Source organism: Streptomyces akebiae (genome assembly GCF_019599145.1).
GTDB classification, from domain to species: domain Bacteria; phylum Actinomycetota; class Actinomycetes; order Streptomycetales; family Streptomycetaceae; genus Streptomyces; species Streptomyces akebiae.
Genome location: NZ_CP080647.1, coordinates 3919570 through 3940043 on the forward strand (window position 1 = coordinate 3919570; position 20474 = coordinate 3940043).

The following is a 20474-nucleotide window of genomic DNA, read 5'->3' on the forward strand; positions in this document are numbered from 1 at the left end:
CCGGCCACCCGCGCTCGCCCACGTCACCGGCAGCCGCACGGCCGGCACATCGGCGCCGGTGCCTGCGACCTCACACCAGCCGGCGTGCCGTCGCCCACCTCGTCAGTTCGTGGCGGTTGGAGAGCTGCAGCTTCCGCAGGACGGCGGAGACGTGGGACTCCACCGTCTTCACGGAGATGTAGAGCTGCTTGGCGATCTCCTTGTACGCATAGCCGCGGGCGATGAGCCGCAGCACCTCGCGCTCACGCTGGGTCAGGCGGTCGAGGTCCTCGTCGACAGGTGGCGCGTCGGTCGAGGCGAAGGCGTCGAGGACGAAGCCGGCCAGACGGGGAGAGAAGACCGCGTCGCCTTCCTGAACCCGGAAGATGGAGTCGACCAGGTCCGAGCCGGTGATCGTCTTGGTGACATAGCCGCGCGCGCCGCCCCGGATGACCCCGATCACGTCCTCCGCCGCGTCCGACACGGACAGGGCGAGGAAGCGGACGGGCTGCTCGGCGTCCGCCATCAACGCCGAACAGCGGCGCAGGACTTCGACCCCACCGCCGCCGGGCAGATGCACATCGAGGAGCACCACCTCGGGCCGCGTACTCGTGATCACCGAGACCGCCTGATCGACGTCGGGGGCCTCCCCGACCACCTCCACGCCCGTACGGTCCGTCTGCCCGATCTCGGCCCGCACTCCCGTGCGGAACATTCGGTGGTCGTCCACCAGCACCACCCGGACATGCCGTCCGGGCCCGGACGGTGCGGGTGCGGCGGGTGCGCCGGATGCGGCGGTGCCGTCCGGCGTGTGGGGCTGGTCGGGCGTGTTCTGCCGACCGGGCTCGCCGGACAGGCCCTCGGCCGAACCGGTGCCCCGCGCGGCCGGACCTTCCGGGCCCCCGCTCGGCGCCGTGCCCGAACCGCCCTGTGCGGCCTGGTCGTTCGCCCCGTTCGCGTCACTCATGACGTCGTCTCCGCCCTCTCCATCTCCAGCTCGACCTCCGTGCCACCACCCGGTACGGCGCGGAGCCGTGCCGTGCCTCCGTTGCGCTCCATGCGGCCGATGATCGATTCTCTGACGCCCATGCGGTCGGCGGGTATCGCGTCGAGGTCGAAGCCTGGGCCGCGGTCGCGGACGGACACGAAGACCGTCCTTCCCTCGACCTCGGCGAAGACCTGTACGGCGCCGCCCTCGCCACCGTACTTGGCGGCGTTCACCATCGCCTCGCGCGCGGCCTGCATCTGCGCGGTCAGTCCGTCGTCGAGGGGGCAGTCGCCGACGACCACCACCTCTATGGGGACGCCGTGCTTGTCCTCGACCTCCGCCGCGTTGCGCCGGACGGCCTCGGCGAGGGTGTCGGGCTCGTCGTCCTCGTCCTTTCCCGTGCCCTCGGGCTTGTACAGCCAGTTCCGCAGGTCGCGCTCCTGCGCGCGGGCGAGACGGCGGACCTCGTTCGGGTTGTCAGCGTTCCGCTGTATCAGCGTCAGTGTGTGCAGCACCGAGTCGTGCACGTGGGCCGCGACCTCCGCGCGCTCCTGGGCGCGGATGCGCATCAGGCGCTCCTCGGAGAGGTCCTGGGTCATACGGACGAGGTACGGTCCGGCCAGCAGGGCTATGCCCACGAGCACCGCGAGCGCTGCCTGCAGGACCGAGCCGAGGTGGGCGGCCGAGCCTTGCAGGACGAATATCCCCGAGACTCCCGCGGTGACCAGCAGGACGCCGGCGACGGAGCGCAGCAGCGTGATCGTGCGCCGACGACGGCCGACCTCGGCCCAGCGGGCCCGACGCGCGTTGTCCGCCTGGCGCCAGACCAGGGCGACGCCGGCGGCGACGAGCACGGTCGGCCAGAGATACGCCCTGGCGCCCTCCCCGAGGTTCACATTGCCGACGAAGACCATGGCCACGACGACCATGAGGAGGAGGGCCACTATCTGCCCGCGGTCGGGTTTGCGGGCCACGAGTCTGCGGCGGCCGTCGGGTGAGGGCTCGGTGGCGATGGCCGGAGGCCGCTGGTTGTCGACGCCCCCCACGCCGAGCGGGACGAAGAACCAGAACGCCGCGTAGACGAGGGCGCCGAGGCCGTCGGCCAGGAAGAGGCCGGCGAACACGAGCCGCACCCACGTCACAGGCAGGCCGAGATGTCCGGCGAGCCCTCGCGCCACGCCTCCGAGCCAGCGTCCGTCGCTGCTGCGGTAGAGCTTGCGCGGGGGCCGCGGAGTGTCGACTGGCAGTGCTGCGGCTTCCGGCATGCCATCGATGTTCACACGCATGGCGGAGCGAGGCATCAGGGTCGACCCCCGAGACGCCCCTGATCTTCGACGCAAGCATGATCGAACACTTCCCCCGGGTGGATATCAGGGTTCGACCAGGGTCATCCCGACTGCCATCGGACCGGCCCTGCGGTCACGATGGACGCATGACGGATCACCAGCACGCGGCAGCGGAGCCGGGCCCCGGCTCGGGTCCGGACTCCCCGCGGCCCGCCACCGAGCCGCAGGACGCCCTGCCTCCACCGGGCACGGGGTCAAAGGAGCCGCGCGCGCACGGGGGCGCGGGGGCAGACCCACGCAGAGACGCGCGGTCACGGACGGGCACGCGTTCGCACACGGACGCGGGCGCGGACGCGGGCGTGGGCCCGCAGGCGGACGCGGGAGCACGCGCGGATAGATCACACGCCACCGACCCCGAAGATCCGGCCGGTGCCCCCGCCGCCCCGCACAGGTTCCGCCGCGACCGGCGGTACAAGATGCTGGGCGGTGTCTGTGCCGGCCTCGGGCGGCAGTGCGACATGGATCCGGTGATCTTCCGCGTGGTGCTGGCGGTGCTCTCCCTCACCGGGGGCCTCGGCCTCATCTTCTACGGCTTCGCCTGGTTGTTCGTGCCGTACGACGACGAGGAGGAGAACGAGGTACGCAAGCTGCTGACCGGCCGGGTCGACGGCCAGGCCCTCACGGCCGTGCTCTTCGCGCTGGTCGGCTGCGGCGTCTTCCTCACCATGCTGAGCAACACCACCGTCCTGGCCTTCTCGGTGGTCGTCTCCCTGCTCCTGGCCGGCGCGGGGTACTGGTCGCAGCACCGCGGCGCCCCCGACCCCGATCCGCTGGCCGCCCAGGCGGTGGCCGATGCCCCGCCGGAGGCTCAGGCACCCCCCGTGGCATCCGCCTACCCCTCGTGGTGGCGCGACCCCATAGTCAAGGACGGAAGCCACGTCGGCGGCACAGGCTATCTGTGGGGCCCGTGGGAGACCCGCGACCGGGACGTAGCCGCGGCGATCAACATCGCCCAGGGCATGAGGCCCACCCGCCAGGACATACGCATCGCGCGTCCGCCGAGGCCGCGGGGGCCACGCTGGATCGGCGGCTGGATCTTCCTGCTCGCGCTGCTGGCCGGCGGCGTCGGTACCGGCACCACCTGGGGGGACCGCACCGTGGCCGCCGGCCTGCAGACCGGTCTGGCCTGTGCGCTGACCGTGTTCGGTCTGGGCATAGCCCTGAGCGCCTTCCTCGGCCGGACGGGAGCGGGTTCGGTCTTCCTGGCCGTGGTCACGGCAGGGCTGCTGGCGGGCACGGCGGCGCTTCCGTCGAACATCACCACCGACTGGGCCCGTACGGAGTGGACACCACGGAGCGCGGAGAGCGTGGCGGCCCGGTACGAGTTGGGGACCGGCGTGGGCACGCTCGACTTGTCCGAGGTGGACATACCGAAGGGAGAGTCGCTGACCACGAGCGTGGAGGTGGGCGCGGGCAAGGTGAAGGTGGTGGTTCCACCGGACGTCACGGTGCGGCTCGACGTCGAAGTGGGCCTGGGTGACATCCAGTTGCCGGGTGACGACAAGGAGGACGTGGACGTGGCACCGGACAAGAGCGACCGGCTGACGCTGGCCCCGGAGAAGGGCTCGGGCAGCGGGGGGACGCTCGTCATCGACCTCGAAGTCGGTCTGGGACAGGCGGAGGTGGCCCGTGCTGCGGCATGAGTTCCGGCCGGGGAAGCTCGTCGCCGGCCTCTTCGTCACCGCCGCCGGTGTCGTGTACCTCGGCGATGCGGGAGACGCCTGGCAGACCCCCTGGTTCGTGGTGATACCGCTCGTGGTCGGAGGGCTGTGTCTCGCGGGGGCGGTGGCTTCTCTGGACCATGCGATACGAGGGCGGCGGGGCGCCGGGCGGACGGTGGTACCGGGGCCGGGAGGCCCGGCGGGGCCCACGGGAGCGGCGAATAGGGACGGGCACGGCTGAGAACCGGTGGGTGCGGGTGAGAGCGGCCGGGGTCAGCTCGGTCGCCTGGTCGTGGCAGGCGCACTGGCTGAGCTGTGATGGGTTGAGGGGAGGGAGCATGTGGGCCGGCTGAGCCGCGATGGTGAGCGAGGCGTGCGGGCCTGTTGTGGCGGGCCCTCAAGGGGGCTCAGTGGTAGGCGCCCGCTCGGTGCCTGCTGGCGCCGCCCCGGCGGCGGGAACGGATGGCGGCGTCCACGGAGAGGGCCGGCGCACCGGCGAGGATCAGCGGGATCCAGGCCATGAGATAGGGGAGGTCGTTGCCGTAGTAGTACGGGGATGCCGACCAGCTGACCGTGAGCCAGAGGCTGAGGGAGATCAGGGCTCCGCCGAAGGCGGCTAGGCGGGTGAAGAGGCCGAGGAGGGTGCCGATACCGACGGCGAGTTCGCCGATGGCGATGGCGTAGCCGAAGCCGACGGGGTTCTTCAGGGCCATGTCGATCATGGCTGGGATGGCGGAGGAGTCTCGGGCGGCGCTCATCATGTCGCCGATGGAGCCGGAACCGGAGTCCGCCATGAACGCGCTGTCGGTGAGTTTGTCCAGGCCGGCGTAGATGAAGGTGACGGCGAGGAAGAGGCGTAGGGGCAGTAGGGCGTAGCGGGTGGCGGTGTCCCGCCAGTCGGGGCTGCCGTCGAAATGGGGAGTGTGGGAGTCCGAGCGAATGTCGTGAGTCATGGTCTGCGCCGCCTCTTGTCCGCCGTGCCGTTGACCCCTCAACAGACGATACGGTCAGAGGGGTGGGGGTGCTCAATGGTTCGGGCGTGTTTTTCCGGGTCGGGGTGCCTTGTCAGGCAGCGGGGTGTGGTCCCGGGTGTCTTTCTCGCCCTCGCCACCCTTACCCGTCCCGTCCCGTCCCAGGGGCTGCGCCCCTTCAACCCGCCCGCGTGTGCGCCACCGGGCCCCGAGACGGCGGCATCGGCCACGCCTTCGGCCCGCCCGCGGGTGCGCGCGCGTCCGCCGCATCCTGACGGTGTCGGGCTCCGAGGCGGGCCGGGGGCACGGTGCCCTCTGGACCGCAGCCGTCCGACGGCTGCCCCGCGATGCCGCACCGTCACCTGTCGCGGTCGTCCCGTTTCCCGTGCTGGACCAGCCGGCAGAGACAGGTCCCCGAGCTGCGACCAGCCGATGATCGCCCCGGCCCCCCGAGCGAGCCCCACCTCGCCCCCCCCCCGAGCGAGCCCCACCAGCCGACAGTCGCCCCACTCCCCGCACCCCACCAGCCGGCAGTTGGTCGGTCCGCACTCCCGAACCCCCACCAACCGACAGTTGGTCAGTCCGCCGAGACCTCGATGGTGTAGCGGTTGGTTTCCACGCCGGCCGCTGTCACGACCTGGACTTCGACCTTGCCGGGTTCGACGTCGGCGGGGACGGGGGCGGTGAGGACGGCGTCGGTGGGGTTGCTGAAGCCGCCCGCCACGGGGACGAGGGGGACGTGGACGTGGACGGGGCCGATGCAAACGACCATGCGGGAGAGGTGGTCGGCGGTCTGGGCGCCCGGTGGGACGAAACCGGAGCCGCGGATCTCGATGTCGTCGCCGTTGCGGATGGGGGCGTCGAGGTCGCCGGCCTCGCGGGCGCGGACGACGGAGAGGATGACGGGGCGGCCGCCCTCGGCGTATTTGCCGGCGACGTAGGTGGCCGCCGAGACCAGGACGAGGAGGGCCAGGCCCCAGGGGAGGTCCGGGAGTTGGTCGGGGCGGCGGGCGAGGCGGACCGCCGCGAAGGCGAGGGCGACGGTGCAGATGATCACGTACTGGATGTCGGTGAAGCTGCCGCGGCCGGAGTCGTCGGTGAGGAGGTCGGCGGCGCGGGGGCGGTGGGCGCGGACCTTCTGGAGGCGTTGGGCGAGGACACGGAGGCCTACCACTCGGCGGACCAGGACGGCGATGCCGCAGACGACGGCGAGGACGGTCACGATGCCGGCGCCGCGGGCAAGGTCGAGGCCGGCGATGAGGGCGTCGCGTTCGCGGTGGTCGGAGGCCGCGGCGAGGCGGCCGACGAGGACGAGGACCGCGAAGACGACGAAGAGGACCCAACCGGCCGCGATCGCGCGGGAGGTGGAGAGACGGTTGTCCTCGCCGATGACCGGTGCGAGGGCACCGCCGCGCGCCCGGTGCAGATATCCGGCACCCGTCAGTGCCGCGGCCACCAGCAGGGCGGCGAGCAGACCGGCGGTGCGGGCCACCGTCCAGCCCGCGCCGATCGCGGTGAGGGACTGGACGAGAAGGAGGGTGACGACGGCGACCCAGACCACGATCGCCGTGCGCAGCCACAGACGGGCCAGCCAGGCCTCGCCCTCGACCCGGCCGCGTTCGGCGACGAGGGCCGCGGACTGGGTGAGTTCGTCGGAGACCCACTGGCGGGAGGCGGACGCGGAGTGCGCGACGGCCGCCGGCAGTCCCTGCCCCGACGCGAACTCCTCCCGCTTCGACAGGAACTCGGCGACCGCGCGCCGGTGTCCCGCGCGCGCCCCGTGCGGGCAGTCCCCGCACGTGCACCCGCCTTCATGGGCGCCCACGCCCATGCCCCCTCTCGCCTCCTGCACCGCCACGCCCGAGCCCGCCTTCCCGCGCCGACGTCCGTGTGCGCCTCGCGCCCACGTCCGCACACTTCGGCATTCGCCGCCACCGTCATTGCCATCTGCCAGCACCGCTGTCACCGCATCAGCCGCGAGAGCGACCACGGCCGCCCTTGCGCTGCTGTTCCTGCCGAGTCGTTACGGCCGTCGCGCGGTGTCGTACGTACGTCCGCTCCCTACCACAGCCGTGCGGCCGTACAACTGCCCTGCGATGACAGCGAATTGTGCCGTATGGAACACGGCCCGCATTCGGCAGGGCCACTCCGCGCGTGGGAGGCGCGGGGTGAAGTGCGGGTGCTCGTGTTGACCCGGCTGGGAGAATCCTCCTATGGCCGAGATCATCCAGCGCGACGGCGTCTGGGCCTTCGACGGCAGCACGGTCCGGATCACGCCGGGCCTGCACCGTTCCGTGGCGCTGTTCCGGCAGACGTACGGGGAGATCGCGGTGCCCCTGGAGGCGGTGGCCGGTGTCGTCTACGAGCCCGAACGCAAGCGCGGGCGGCTGCGGTTGCGGCTTCGCGATGGCAGCGATCCGCTGCTGCAGGCCACGGGCGGACGACTGCCGGACACGGCCGACCCGTACCGGCTGACGGTCGATCTCGACCGGTCGGGGATCGCCGAGTACGTGGCCGAGGAGATACGGCAGTCGATGCTGCTGGAGCAGACGCCGAAGGAGCCCGCGAGCGCCTATCTCCTGCCCGGTCCGCCCGTGCCGGTGTCGGTGCGCTCCAGTGACGGCACGGTGTCGTTCGACGGGACGCGGGTCCGGATCGACTGGAACGACACCTCCGACCGGGTCAAGCGCGCGACCGGGCCGCGGATCATCGACGTCGGTGAACTGGCGCAGGTCGAGTGGCTGCCCAACTCCGGTTACGAGGACGGTTTCCTGCGGTTCGTGACACGCGAGACCGTGTTCTCGAAGCTCCCGCCGGAGCGGGACCCGTTCGCCCTCGACCTGTGGGGCAGTACGCGGCGCGACCTGCTCACAGCCCTCGTCGCGACGGCGGTCACGGCGCGGCTCCCCCATCCGTCGACGCGGGCGAAGGACCATGCGGACCGGTCGGGTCCGACCGGGACCGTCACGGCCCGGCCTCCGGCCCCCGACCACCACGACATCCTCCTGCGCCGGCTCCGCGAACTCGGTGAACTGCACCGCGACGGCGTCCTCACGGACGAGGAGTTCGCGGCCACGAAGGCGGCGGTGCTGCGCGACTTCTGACAGCTCTCGCGTGGGCGCCGTCCCGCCACCGGCGTCCGGAGTCCGCAGGTGAGCCGCGGCCGGTCGCGCCCACGCGGCGGAGCCACAGATCGGCACGGCCCCGGGCTTGTCCGGGCGGGGGGTCCTCAACTCAGGAGGTCCGGCTCGCTGCGGCTGATGTCCTGCCACAGCGGCTGGTAGTTGATCCACGCCACCAGGTCGCCGCCCGCCTGTTCCCGTGTCGCGACGGCCAGCCGGTGTTCGATGAGCAGGGGCCGTCCCGCCGCCTTGGCGGTGAGCTGCACCTGTGCCGAGCGTTCCATGGACAGGAACCACCAGGCAGCCGCGTCGACCGAGTCTCCGACCGTCAGCAGACCGTGGTTGCGCAGCACCAGGGCCTTGCGGCTGCCGAGGACCGCGGCGATGCGGCGGCCCTCGTCCGCGTCCACGGCGACGCCCGTGTAGTGGTCGTAGAGCGCCTGGTCCTCGTAGAAGGCACAGGACTCCTGGCTGATCGGGTCGAGCAGCTCGCCGAGGGCGGACAGGGCGCGGCCGTGCACGGAGTGACAGTGGGCGACGGCGACGACGTCGGGGCGGGCGGCGTGCACCTGGGCGTGGACGGTGAACGCGGCCTGGTTCACGTGGTAGCGGCCCTCGATCACCTGACCGTCCTGGTTGGCGAGGACCAGGTCACTCACCGTGACGTGCTTGAAGGGCATTCCGAACGGATTGACCCAGAAGCAGTCGCTGAACTCCGGGTCGCGCGCGGTGATGTGTCCCGAGACCCCCTCCTCGAACCCCATGCGCCCGAAGATCCGCAGAGCCCCGGCCAGCCGTTCCTTGCGGTGCCGCCGCTCGTCCTCCGCCGACTCGTGCATCGGCGGCATGGCGAACCGGAGCTGGTCGGTGGGTAGGGGCAGGGGCGGTGTGGGCCCGTGCATGTGTCCTCCAGAGTGACTTCCTTTACGAAGCGGAAGTTACCGTCGGTCCCCCACGGAGAACAGGTGCGTCCAGTGAAGAGAGTGCGCAACCGTTACGCAAGTCACGGAAGCGCACCACACGGCACACCGTTCGCTCGTGTCGAACCGCCGTCGTACGTCGCTCGGGGTAACCAGACAGTGCTTGTCGGGTATCCGCGTGAGACTCGACGTATGCCGGAGAATCTTTCGAACTGGGGCGCCTTCGTCGCCGCCGAACCCGAGCTCGCGCAGACGGTCGAGGCGCGCTTCGGCGCCTTCACCCATCACGTCCTCGCCACCCTCCGCAGGGACGGCTCGCCGCGTACGACCGGGCTGGAGGTCCGGTTCGTGAACGGGGAGCTGTGGCTGGGGATGATGCCGGACTCGCGCAAGGCGCTCAATCTGCGCGGCGACCCTCGCTTCGCGTTGCAGGCCAATCCGGGGCCGGGCACGGAGATGGGCGGCGGTGACGTACGGGTGAGCGGCCGGGCGATCGAGGTCGACGACCCCGCGGTGAAGGCCGCGTACGGCGAAGAGGTGGAACCGCCGGAGCCGTTCCACCTCTTCCGCACCGAGCTGACGGAGGTCGTGCGGACCTACGTCGAGGACGACAAGTACCTGGTCGTCCAGGTCTGGAAGCCCGGAGAGCCGGTGCGGACCCTCAAACGGACCTGAGCCCCTTCACGCCGTACGCGGCGGGACTCACTCCCACTCGATGGTGCCCGGGGGCTTGCTCGTCACGTCGAGGACGACTCGGTTGACGTCGGCGACCTCGTTGGTGATGCGGGTGGAGATCTTCGCGAGGACGTCGTACGGGAGCCGGGACCAGTCGGCCGTCATGGCGTCCTCGCTGGACACCGGGCGGAGGACGATCGGGTGGCCGTAGGTGCGGCCGTCGCCCTGGACGCCGACGGAACGGACGTCCGCCAGCAGCACCACCGGGCACTGCCAGATGTCGCGGTCGAGGCCGGCCGCCGTCAGCTCCTCGCGGGCGATGGCGTCGGCCTCGCGGAGCAGGTCGAGGCGTTCCTTGGTGACCTCGCCGACGATCCGGATGCCCAGGCCGGGGCCCGGGAACGGCTGGCGCTGGACGATCTCCTCCGGGAGCCCCAGCTCCTGCCCGACCATCCGGACCTCGTCCTTGAAGAGCTTGCGCAGCGGCTCGATCAGCTTGAACTCGAGGTCTTCCGGCAGGCCGCCGACGTTGTGGTGGGACTTGATGTTGGCCGTGCCGGTGCCGCCGCCGGACTCGACCACGTCCGGGTAGAGGGTGCCCTGGACGAGGAACGCGACCTCGGGGCCCTCGTCGGCGATGATCTCCGCCTGGGCCTGCTCGAAGACGCGGATGAACTCGCGGCCGATGATCTTCCGCTTCTGCTCGGGGTCGGAGACCCCGGCCAGCGCCTTGAGGAAGCGCTCCTCCGCGTCGACGACCTTCAGCTGTACGCCGGTCGCGGCGACGAAGTCCTTCTCGACCTGCTCGGTCTCGTTCTTGCGCATGAGGCCGTGGTCGACATAGACGCAGGTCAGCTGGGAGCCGATGGCCTTCTGGACGAGGGCCGCGGCGACCGCGGAGTCCACGCCGCCGGAGAGGCCGCAGATCGCGCGCTTGTCGCCGACCAGCTCGCGGATGGCCTCGACCTGCTCCTCGATGACGTTGCCGGTGGTCCAGCTGGGGGTGATGCCCGCGCCGCGGTAGAGGAAGTGCTCCAGGACCTGCTGGCCGTGGGTGGAGTGCATGACCTCCGGGTGGTACTGGACGCCGTACAGCTTCTTCTCGTCGTTCTCGAAGGCGGCGACCGGGACGACGTCGGTGGAGGCCGTGACGGTGAAGCCCTCGGGGGCGGCGGAGCAGGCGTCTCCGTGGGACATCCAGACGGACTGCTCGTCGGGGGTGCCCTCGAAGAGGGTGCTGCCGGACTTGGCGACGTGCAGGGGCGTACGGCCGTACTCACGCGCGCCCGTGTTGTCGACGGTGCCGCCGAGGGTGGTGGCCATCAGCTGGAAGCCGTAGCACATGCCGAAGACGGGGACGCCGGCCTCGAAGAGCGCGCGGTCGAGGCGGGGGGCGCCCTCGGCGTAGACCGAGGAGGGGCCGCCGGAGAGGATGATCGCCGCCGGGTTCTTGGCGAGCATCTCCGCGACCGGCATGGTGCTCGGCACGATCTCGCTGTAGACCCGGGCCTCGCGGACCCGTCGGGCGATGAGCTGGGCGTACTGGGCGCCGAAGTCGACGACCAGAACGGTGTCGGGAGCGGCGGCAGCGGGGTTCGCTGATGACACGGGGTGCCTTCCGGCGGTCGGGCGGGGGTCTGTGTGGTCCGAGTCTACCGGGGTGCGCGCTCGTGAAGTGGGCCCACCGGGGGCTTTGCCCCCCGACCTCCGGCCCCGGCCTCCGGCCCCCGAACTGCGGCGCGGAGGGTCGCGGGCGGCCGGACGGGGACGTGGTGGGGCGTGGCATACTGGGGCGCATGCTTGCGCACTCGACCTTCGTCTTTATCTATGGCACCGGGCCCACCGGCTGCCATGGTCGTGCTGCTTGAGCCACTGACAAGCGACTTCCCCAGGCGCCCCGGGCCGACAAGGTCCGGGGCGTCTGGCGTTTTCCGGGTCTTGCCGCTCCGGGGAGTCCTTTCGACTTCCGACGAGGAGCCCAGAGATGACCATCACCTCCACCGAGAAGACCGGCGCCCGTACCTCCGAGGCGGCGGGTGTGATCACCGGCGCCCGGGAACGGATCGACGCCCTGGACGACCGGATCATCGGCCTGATCCAGGAGCGCGTGGCGGTCTCCGCCGTGATCCAGGAGGCACGGATCGAGTCCGGCGGCAGGCGCGTGAACCTGTCGCGGGAGATGGAGATCCTGGCGCACTACAGGGACGCCCTCGGCAAGCCGGGCACCGCGCTGGCCATGACCCTGCTGGAGCTGTGCCGGGGCCGCATCTGACCGGCGCGCACCGACGGCGCACGTACGTACGGCTGCCCTCTCACCCGTACGGCGCGTGACCGCCGTACGGCACGCTTCGTTGGTGTCGGTGTCCGTGCCAGCCAGGTGCGGGCCCGAAAGAACCACGCGTGGCTCCGCTGGAGCGATGAGGCGTCCGGATCGTGCCGTGCGCCGTGGGACCTCGCTCCAGGGTGGTGACCGGACGGCAGGGGACAGCAGCCCGGTCACTCAAGAGAACGGCCGGCTCCGGGGACGCCCGGGGCCGACCGGCGGAACTGTTCCGAGGTGGACGTGACGGATACGGAGCCCGTCGCCCCCTTCACGACATGGAGCAGATCACCCGCCCCCCACCCCGAGCCCCGGGTCCGGACGCCGCCCTGACGTCCGCGCCGACGCAGAAGGGCCCCGCGGCGGCCGAGCCGTCCCGCGGGGCCCTTCGTCACGCCGGGAGCGCTCAGCCGGCGACCTTCTCCAACTTCGCGACCTGTGCGTCCAGGATCGCGTCCGGCACCTCGGCCTTGTCCGCGTCGAGCATGTTCATCGAGTAGAACCCGATGAGTGTCGAGCCGCTGCGCACCACCGTGAAGGACATCGGGATCTCGGCGCCCTCGATGTCGCCCTTCATCTTGTACGCGACGGCCTCGTCGCCCTGCTCGGGAGCGGTGAGGGCCTCGATGCCGCTGTACTTGTTGCCGACGTGCTCGTACCCGTCACAGCTCTCCGTCGCCTTGCGCAGATCGGCCATGACCTTCTCGGCGTCGCCCTGCTCGTGCGCGGCGAGGGCGAGGGAGATGACGCTGGCGGAGAGGGCGTCCTCCGAGGTGACCGTGCGTCCGGCGCGGGCCTTCGCCTGCGGGTCGGAGGTGAAGAAGAACATGTTCGCGAGGGGCTGGCAGGCGGCCGGCTGCGCGGGTACGGTCTCGGCCGGCATGTCGTCCGCGGGCATGTCGGCGATCTTGTACCCCTTCACGTCCCCCTTCGCGAGGGCCGCCTCCTTCAGCTGCGCCTCGGTCAGCGCGGCCTTCCCGGCGCCGCCCTCCCCGTTCTTCGCGTCCTCGGCGGCCGACGGCTTCGTGTCCGCCTTGTCCTCGCCGCCGCCACCGCACGCCGCGGTCAATCCCAGCGTGACCACGACCGAGACGGCCACCGCCACCCGCGACATCGTCGACTTCATGTCCCCCACCCTCACGACTTTCGTTTCATGCATCACAGAGGCCCCACAGGCCCCATCGAACATGTATGTGACCGCGAGGTGCGCCAATCGGTTGTGCCACTCCCACCCCCTTCACATGTGACTCGCGTCACATGAAAAAACTGTCATCGCGAGGGCAACCCTTCCCACCCCTCACCTGTCACACCTGGCACACGAGAGAAGAACCCGCGCTCGGAGGGGGGTGCGGGTCCTTCTCCGTCATACTTCCGTCGCGTGACGGCTTCGTCCGCCGTGACTACTTCTTCGGCGGCACCGTCGGTACCGGCACCAGCGGCAGCCGCAGCGCGCCGAACGCGTCCGCCGGGACCGCCGGGTGCCGGGGCTCCACGGGGGCGAGGCGCTCGTAGGCCTCGCCGGGAGCCGGGCGTCGGTCCGGCTCGCCGTTGTTGGGCCAGTACGACATCGCCCGCTCGGCCTGCGCCGTGATGGTCAGGGACGGGTTGACGCCCAGGTTCGCGGAGACGGCGGCACCGTCGACGACGGAGATGCCGGGGTGGCCGTGGAGGCGGTGGTACGGGTCGATCACGCCGTCGTCCGCCGTGGCGCCGATGGGACAACCGCCGAGGAAGTGCGCGGTGAGCGGGGTGCCCATCAGCTCGCCCACGTTGCTGCCGGCGAAGCCGTTGATCTCGGCGGCGATGGTGGAGGCGGCCTTCGAAGCGGCCTCGATCTGCTTGGGGTTCGGCGCGCCATGGCCCTGACGAGCCGTCAACAGGCCCTTGCCCGGCCCCTTCGGCTTCAGATGCGTCGACAACGAGTTGTCCAGGGACTGCATCACCAGGCCGATGATGGTCCGCTCCGACCAGCGGCGGTTGGAGAGCGATCGGGCCACCAGCAGCGGGTGTCTGGCCGCGTACCCGAGCCAGCCGAGGACGCGGGTGGCGCCCGACGCGGTGCGACCCGCGTACGGGACCTGGAGGATCGACAGGCCGCCCATCGCGTTGGAGCCCTTGCCGTAGCGGACCGGCTCGATGTGGGTGTTCTCGTCGGGGTGGATGGAGGAGGTGATCGCCACGCCCCGGGTGAAGTCGACCTCGGGCACGCCGTGCGCCTTGCGGTAGCGGCGGTTGTCGGTCTGGGCGCCGACCAGCGCTTCGGAGTTGGTGCGGGTCAGCATGCCCAGGCGGTCCGAGAGGTGCGGGAGTTGGCCGTTCGCCTTCATCCGGTGCAGGAGGGTCTGGGTGCCGTAGGTGCCGGCCGCGAGGACGACGCGGCGGGCCCTGAGCACCCGGCTCTCGCCCTTCCTGCGGTTGTCGGTCGGGAGGGTCGTCACGGCGTAGCCGCCCCGCGAGTCCTCTGTCACGGCCACCACCGTCGTCATCGGGTGGACCACCGCGCCCGCCTTCTCGGCCAGGTGGAGATAGTTCTCGTTGAGGGTGTTCTTCGCGCCGTGGTGGCAGCCGGTCATGCACTCGCCGCACTCGGTGCAGGCCGTGCGGGCGGGACCCGCACCGCCGAAGTAGGGGTCCGCCACCTGGTCGCCCGGCGCGGCCTTCGCCTTGCCGTCGGCGTCCTCACCGTCACCGAAGAAGACGCCCACCGGGGCGAGGTGGAAGCTGTCGCCGACGCCCATCCGCTCGGCGGCGGCCTTCAGGTGCACGTCCGACGGGGTCATCGTCGGGTTGAGCCGTACGCCGAGCATGCGGCGGGCCTGGTCGTAGTACGGCTTCAGCTCCTCCTGCCAGTCGGTGATGTCCTTCCACTGCGGGTCCTCGAAGAACGGTTTCGGCGGTACGTAGAGGGTGTTGGCGTAGTTGAGGGAGCCGCCTCCCACGCCGGCCCCGGCCAGCACCATGACGTTGCCGAGGAGGTGGATGCGCTGGATCCCGTACATGCCGAGGGCGGGGGCCCAGAGGTAGTTCTTGAGGTCCCAGGAGTTCTTGGGAAGGGTTTCGCGCGTGAAGCGGCGGCCCGCCTCCAGGACTCCGACCCGGTAGCCCTTCTCGGTCAGGCGCAGGGCGGTCACGCTGCCGCCGAAGCCGGAGCCCACGACGATGACGTCGTAGTCGTAAGCGTCTTGAGGCACGTTTGCTCCTCGTTGAGTGTCCGTGCGGGCCGTATGTGGTTGCTCGCGCCCACGCGGCGGAGCCGCATATCGATACAGCCCCGCGCTGCTTACAGGGCGCTCACCTGAGCCGGAGTGCCTTCATCGCCCTCAGGCTGCGGCTCATGAACTGGGCGTACTTCTCGTCGTCCATGCCGAAGGACGGGGCCATGGGCAGGAGGCGCTGATGGGCCACCGTCTGGGCCTCCGTGTACTTGAGGATGCCCTCGGAGCCGTGGCGGCGGCCGAGGCCGGAGTCCTTCATGCCGCCCATCGGCGACTGGACGGAGCCATAGGCGGAGGCGTAGCCCTCGTTGACGTTGACCGTGCCGGCGCGGACGCGGGAGGCGACCTCGCGGCCGCGGCGGCCGTCCTTGGTCCAGACGGAGGCGTTGAGGCCGTACGCGGTGGAGTTGGCCTCCGCTATGGCCTCGTCCTCGTCCGTGAAGCGGTAGACGGAGACGACCGGGCCGAAGGTCTCCTCCGTGCACACGGACATGGGTTCCGTGACGCCGTCGAGGATGGTCGGCTCGTAGAAGTAGGGGCCGATGTCGGGGCGGGCCACGCCGCCCGCGACGACCTTCGCGCCCTTCTCCACGGCCTCGTCGACGTGCCGGGTGACGGTCTCCAGCTGGCGTTCGCCGACGAGGGAGCCCATCTCGGCGCCGTACGCGAGGGACTTGCCGAGACGCATGGCCTTCGTGCGGGCGGCGAAGCGCTCCAGGAAGGCGTCGGCGATGGACTCGTGGACGTACAACCGCTCGATGGAGATGCAGAGTTGGCCGGCGGAGGAGAAGCAGGCGCGGACGGCGCCCGCCGCCGCCTTCTCTATGTCGGCGTCCTCCAGAACGAGCATCGCGTTCTTGCCGCCGAGTTCGAGGGAGACGCCGACGAGCCGGGCGGCGGCGCCCTGCGCGACCTCGCGCCCGGTGCGGGTGGAGCCGGTGAAGGAGACGTAGTCGGCGTGCTTGACGACCTCGGGGCCTATGACGGGGCCCTCGCCGAGGACGACCTGGAAGACCTCGGCGGGCAGGCCGGCCTCGATGAGGAGGTCACGGGCCCACAGGGCGGTCAGGCAGGTCTCCGTGTCGGGCTTCATCACGACGGCGTTGCCCGCGACGAAGGCGGGGATCGCGTCGCCGACTGAGAGTTCGAGGGGGTAGTTCCAGGGGGCGATCTGGCCGATCACGCCGCGCGGGTGGCGGAGTTCGGTGACCTTGGTGAGGGTCGGGACGGCGCCGGTGTGCCGCTTCGGCTTGAGGTAGAAGGGGGCCTTGCGGCCGTAGTGACGGGCGGCGACCGCGACGGCCTGCACCTCCTCGTGGGCGTGGAGGCGGGCCTTGCCGGTCTCCAGCTGGATGAGGTCGAGCACCTCGGCCTGGCGTTCGAGGACCAGGTCGTGGAAGCGGAGGAGGACGGCGGCACGCTCGCGCACGGGCCGCTGGGCCCACACGGCCTGGGCGGCACGGGCCGTCGCGTAGGCCTGCTCCACGTCCTCGGGGGTGGACTCCGGCAGGTCGGCGAGCTTCTCGCCGGTGAACGGCGTGTGGTTGGCGGTGCGGCCGGAGCCGACCACGCCCTTGGTGAGCTGGGCGACCAGTTCGGGAGTGACCACGTCGGCGGCCGTACGGGCGCCCTGCGGGGCTGCCGCGAGGGGGTTGGTGCCGGTCGTCCGTGCCGTGCCGGTCGTTTCCGTGGTGGTCGTGCCGGTCTTTTCGGGGGCCTGCGAGTCCGTCATGACGCGCAGGGTATTCCGGACCGTACGACTTTGGGTACCCGGCGGTAACAGGCTTTCACCGGGCGCACACACCACGCCAGTGATCGCTGGCAACGAAGTGGCTGATCAGGGCGGCGGGCGGTACCGTGCGGTCGCGAATGCGGCGTCGATCACTCATGTGCCCGACGACGGCCTACGGCCCGATCCCCAGTCGCTCCCGCGCGCCCTTGAAGACGGCCGTGCCCTTCTTCTCGTCCGCCGTGCCCTTCGGCATGTCCACCCGCAGTTCGTACATCCGGTCGTCGTCGGTGCGGACGATCAGTTCCAGGACGCGGGTGGGGGTGCCGTCCAGGTAGTGGGTGGTGTCGGCGAGGACGGCCTCCTGGTCGTGGAAGCTCGTGGTGGTGTAGTTGGCGGTCGACTTCACGTCGCCCGCCACGATGTCCGTGGAGTCCTTGGCCTGTTCCATGGGTGAGGCGGGCGCCTCGTCCCACTGTGTCAGCCGCACCCGGACGACCTCCTCGCCCTCGTAGGTGACCGCACGGGGCTGCTCGTCGTCGCCGCCCTCCGCGCGGATCCGTTCATAGGACCCGGGGAGGGCGAGGACGGCGTCCATGGCCCCCTCGCGGTGGGTCACCCAGCGGGTGCCGGAGGTGGCGTCGGGGGTGGGGCTGGGGGACGCGACACGGGCGTCCACCCACCCGACTTTGGGCTCGGCGACCTCGGTGACACCGTCGCCCGTGTCGAACGCGACCCCGGCCCAGGCTCCCCCACCGGCCAGCAGGAGCCCGGCGGCGGTCGCGGCGGCGAGGCGGCCGGCACGCGCCCTGCCCCGGGGGCGCGCGGCCCCGGACCGCACGACCTCGGTGTCCTGAGCGCCCTGGGTCTCCTCACCCCGTACGTCCTCGCGTTCCACACGCCGTACGTCCTCGCGCCCCTCGCCCCGTACGTCCTCGCGTTCCTCATCCCGTACGCTCGCGGGCTCTTTCTCCGCCACGGCGGCACCGTGCGGCTTTCCGCCGAGCCGTAACGTCCCCGCGTCCTCGCCCAACTCACGCAGCCCGGACGGGGTCTGGGTGTCGGGTGTCCGGTCCTCCGCCACGTCCCGCAGGAACCGGGCGGTCTCCTCGGCGTCCGGGCGTAGCGCCGGGTCCTTGGCCAGCAGCCGTACGAGCAGGGGGCCGAGGGGTCCCGCCCGCTCCGGCTCGGGGGGCTCGGCGGCGAGGATCGCGGCGAGCGTGGACTCCAGGGTGGTGCGGCGGAAGGGCGACCAGCCCTCGACGGCGGCGTAGAGGAGGACGCCGAGCGACCAGAGGTCGGAGGGCGGGCCGGCGGCTCCGGGCCCGGCCATCCGCTCGGGGGCGACGAATTCGAGCGATCCGACGAACTCCCCTGTCACGGTGAGCGATTCCTCGCCCTGGACGTGGGCGATGCCGAAGTCGGTGAGGACGACCTGGCCGTGCGGCCCGAGGAGGACGTTGGCGGGTTTGACGTCCCGGTGCACGATGCCGACGCCGTGCGCCGCGTGCAGCGCGCCGACGACGGCGAGGCCGATGCGGGCGGACTCGACGGGGGTCAGGGCGCCTCGCTTGAGCACCTCGTGGAGCGACTCGCCCCGGACCAGCTCCATGACGATCCACGGGGCCCCGTCCTCGACCACGACGTCGTGGATGGTGACGGCGGACGGGTGGTCGACGCGGGCGGCGGCGCGGGCCTCGCGGTAGAGCCGGTTGGCAGCCCGCCGACGGGCGTCGTGCTCCGGGCCGTCGGGCCCCCCGTCCGGGTCGTCCGACCTGTCGGGGCCGTCAGGGCCGTCAGGGCTGTTCAGCGCGTGCGGGTCACCGGGCAGCCTGGGCTGCTTGACGGCGACCTCGCGGTCGACGAGTTCGTCGACCGCCCTCCACACGGTGCCCATGCCGCCCGATCCGACGCGTTCCGCGAGACGGTAACGGCCGCCGACCAGACGCCCGGTGGCCTGACGCCCGGTGGCCCGGTACGTCCTGACACCGGACGGGAGTTCGTCGCGCGGATGCTCGCCCTCGTCGCTCATACCCCATCAGTACCGTGCGGGGGCGGAGCTTGTCGACGCGGGTCCGGCGGACCGGCGGTGCTAACGCCGCCGGTTCCACAACTCATGTGCCCAGCCGTACCGTTCACGGTGCTTGGGCAGGGCGGTGCGGCCGACCGCGGCAGCGAGTTTGCGCAACCGGCGCCAGTCCAGGGGCGGTTTGGGCTCGGGAACGCCGGGGCGGTCGCGGGGCACGCGGACGCGCAGGGCCTTCGGCGAGACCCGGCAGTGGACGGGGGTCGGCAGGACGAGGGCCTCGCCGTCGACGCCGACCTCGATCTCCGGCCGGTCGGCCTCGACGACGATCTCGTCGGCGACGAGGAGGCTGAGGCCGGGGGCGTTCGGGCCGAGGACCAGGCCGGCGGCCTCGGCGGCACTGTCGACGCGGACGCCGACGACACCGAGCACGCCGGCGTCCAGCCGTTCGCGGCGGCCGAGGCCGACGAGGTCGTCGCTGCGGTAGACGTTGTTGCTGACGAGGACGGCCTGGGGCGCGTCGATGACGGCGTCCCCGATGCGGGCCGTGAGCCGTGGACCCCGCTGGTGCGTGAGCAGTTCGGGCAGCAGTTCCAGGGTGGTGCGGACCTTGTCGTCGCGGTAGGCGGGGCTCTGCACGACGGCCGCGTACGCGCCGAACGAGGCGTTGTTGACGAAGGGGTGGCCGCTGGCGTAGCCGAGGTCGACGTGGAGTTCGACGCCCTTGTCGGTGAGGGCGTCGAGGCAGGCGGCGGGGTTGTCGCGGTCGAGGCCGAGGTCCATGGCGAAGTGGTTGCGGGTGCCGGCGGAGATGACGAGCAGCGGGACGTCGTACGCGGCGGCGATGGCGGCGACCTGGGCCTGGGTGCCGTCGCCGCCGGCGACGCCGAGGAGGTCGGCGCCGTTCCTGACGGCGTCGCGGGCCAGGACGGCGACGTCCTCGTGGCGCGCGGGGTCGAGCAGGTGGACGGTGGCGCCGAGCCGTTCGGCGCGCTCCTTCAGCCGGAAGCGTTCGACCTTTCCGCCACCGGACTTGGGGTTCATGATGAGGAAGGGGCGGGTGGGGGCGGGGACGCGGTGCTCGGGGACATGCCTCTGGTGGGACTTGGTGCTGCTGAGGGCGAACTTGCCGGACCAGACGGCGACGCCCCACAGGGCGGCGGAGACGATCACGACCCAGAGCAGGTTGACGACGGCGAACCACCAGACGACGCCGACCGGCGCGGCCACGGCCAGCGTTCCCGCCGCGATCCGGGCGGCGCCGCGCCGGGTCAGTACCCACCAGAGCGCGGCCACGGTGAGACCGGCGCCCAGCACGACACCGGCGACGAGCAGGAGGCTCGCCCCGCGCGCGTAGCCGAGGGGCAGCAGCACGGCGAGGACCGCGCAGCCCAGGGCGGCCCTGGCCGCCCAGCGTTGTCTCGCGTGTGCCCGTACGTCCAGGTGTTCGATGCCCACGCTCGTTCGCCCTTCGCGCCGATCATGCACTTGACACGGCATGTTAGGGGCAAGGGGCGCGGAC

15 protein-coding genes are annotated in these 20474 nt (G+C 71.6%); 4 read left to right on the forward strand and 11 right to left on the reverse strand.

Annotated elements, in window-relative coordinates; translation table 11 throughout:
• Positions 1 to 70: 70 nt before the first annotated feature.
• Both K1J60_RS16740 and K1J60_RS16745 read right to left on the reverse strand, forming a co-directional pair.
• Positions 71 to 946 carry a response regulator transcription factor gene (locus K1J60_RS16740; protein ID WP_317619714.1) on the reverse strand — a complete coding sequence of 292 codons (876 nt, stop codon included), beginning with the start codon at positions 944 to 946 and terminating at the stop codon, positions 71 to 73.
• Positions 943 to 2232: an ATP-binding protein gene (locus tag K1J60_RS16745; RefSeq protein ID WP_192829571.1), complete on the reverse strand. Its 1290-nt coding sequence runs from the start codon at positions 2230 to 2232 to the stop codon at positions 943 to 945. Before K1J60_RS16745 ends, K1J60_RS16740 begins: the two co-directional genes overlap by 4 nt.
• Positions 2233 to 2399: 167 nt before the next feature.
• Here K1J60_RS16745 and K1J60_RS16750 point away from each other — a divergent pair, with 167 nt between their 5' ends.
• Complete coding sequence (locus tag K1J60_RS16750; RefSeq protein WP_220646929.1) at positions 2400 to 3956, forward strand: PspC domain-containing protein; 1557 nt, start codon at positions 2400 to 2402, stop codon at positions 3954 to 3956.
• A 425-nt stretch (positions 3957 to 4381) separates the two neighbouring features.
• On the opposite strand, the gene K1J60_RS16755 is transcribed toward K1J60_RS16750, so the two are convergent.
• Complete coding sequence (locus K1J60_RS16755) at positions 4382 to 4927, reverse strand: DoxX family protein (protein ID WP_220646930.1); 546 nt, start codon at positions 4925 to 4927, stop codon at positions 4382 to 4384.
• Positions 4928 to 5522: 595 nt separating this feature from the next.
• A complete protein-coding gene (locus K1J60_RS16760; RefSeq protein WP_220651509.1) occupies positions 5523 to 6776 on the reverse strand; it encodes a hypothetical protein in 1254 nt (417 codons plus the stop codon).
• A gap of 382 nt (positions 6777 to 7158) precedes the next feature.
• Between K1J60_RS16760 and K1J60_RS16765 the strand changes: the two genes are divergently transcribed.
• Positions 7159 to 8049, forward strand: a complete 891-nt coding sequence (locus K1J60_RS16765) for a DUF4429 domain-containing protein (RefSeq protein ID WP_220646931.1) — start codon at positions 7159 to 7161, stop codon at positions 8047 to 8049.
• Between the two features lie 125 nt (positions 8050 to 8174).
• On the opposite strand, the gene K1J60_RS16770 is transcribed toward K1J60_RS16765, so the two are convergent.
• The gene (locus K1J60_RS16770; RefSeq protein ID WP_220646932.1) at positions 8175 to 8969 is read right to left on the reverse strand and encodes a class II aldolase/adducin family protein; all 795 of its coding nucleotides are present in this window, start codon (positions 8967 to 8969) and stop codon (positions 8175 to 8177) included.
• Positions 8970 to 9179: 210 nt separating this feature from the next.
• Between K1J60_RS16770 and K1J60_RS16775 the strand changes: the two genes are divergently transcribed.
• Positions 9180 to 9662 carry a pyridoxamine 5'-phosphate oxidase family protein gene (locus K1J60_RS16775; RefSeq protein ID WP_220646933.1) on the forward strand — a complete coding sequence of 161 codons (483 nt, stop codon included), beginning with the start codon at positions 9180 to 9182 and terminating at the stop codon, positions 9660 to 9662.
• 27 nt (positions 9663 to 9689) lie between these two features.
• Here the strand turns inward: K1J60_RS16775 and guaA are convergent, their stop codons facing one another.
• Positions 9690 to 11270 (reverse strand): glutamine-hydrolyzing GMP synthase, encoded by a 1581-nt coding sequence (gene guaA, locus K1J60_RS16780; protein ID WP_033525361.1) that lies wholly within the window; start codon positions 11268 to 11270, stop codon positions 9690 to 9692.
• Positions 11271 to 11646: 376 nt separating this feature from the next.
• Between guaA and K1J60_RS16785 the strand changes: the two genes are divergently transcribed.
• The gene (locus tag K1J60_RS16785; RefSeq protein WP_215448589.1) at positions 11647 to 11934 is read left to right on the forward strand and encodes a chorismate mutase; all 288 of its coding nucleotides are present in this window, start codon (positions 11647 to 11649) and stop codon (positions 11932 to 11934) included.
• Between the two features lie 454 nt (positions 11935 to 12388).
• Here the strand turns inward: K1J60_RS16785 and K1J60_RS16790 are convergent, their stop codons facing one another.
• The 5 genes from K1J60_RS16790 to K1J60_RS16810 form a co-directional block, all read right to left on the reverse strand.
• On the reverse strand, positions 12389 to 13108 hold the full coding sequence (locus K1J60_RS16790; protein WP_259407757.1) for a hypothetical protein: 720 nt from the start codon (positions 13106 to 13108) through the stop codon (positions 12389 to 12391).
• A 274-nt stretch (positions 13109 to 13382) separates the two neighbouring features.
• Entirely contained in the window at positions 13383 to 15173 is a 1791-nt protein-coding gene (locus K1J60_RS16795; RefSeq protein ID WP_220646934.1) for a GMC oxidoreductase, read from the reverse strand.
• A 100-nt stretch (positions 15174 to 15273) separates the two neighbouring features.
• Positions 15274 to 16929: a succinic semialdehyde dehydrogenase gene (locus tag K1J60_RS16800; RefSeq protein ID WP_220646935.1), complete on the reverse strand. Its 1656-nt coding sequence runs from the start codon at positions 16927 to 16929 to the stop codon at positions 15274 to 15276.
• Between the two features lie 172 nt (positions 16930 to 17101).
• Positions 17102 to 18958 (reverse strand): serine/threonine-protein kinase, encoded by a 1857-nt coding sequence (locus tag K1J60_RS16805; protein WP_220646936.1) that lies wholly within the window; start codon positions 18956 to 18958, stop codon positions 17102 to 17104.
• Between the two features lie 60 nt (positions 18959 to 19018).
• A complete protein-coding gene (locus K1J60_RS16810; RefSeq protein WP_220646937.1) occupies positions 19019 to 20410 on the reverse strand; it encodes a diacylglycerol/lipid kinase family protein in 1392 nt (463 codons plus the stop codon).
• Between the last annotated feature and the right edge of the window lie 64 nt (positions 20411 to 20474).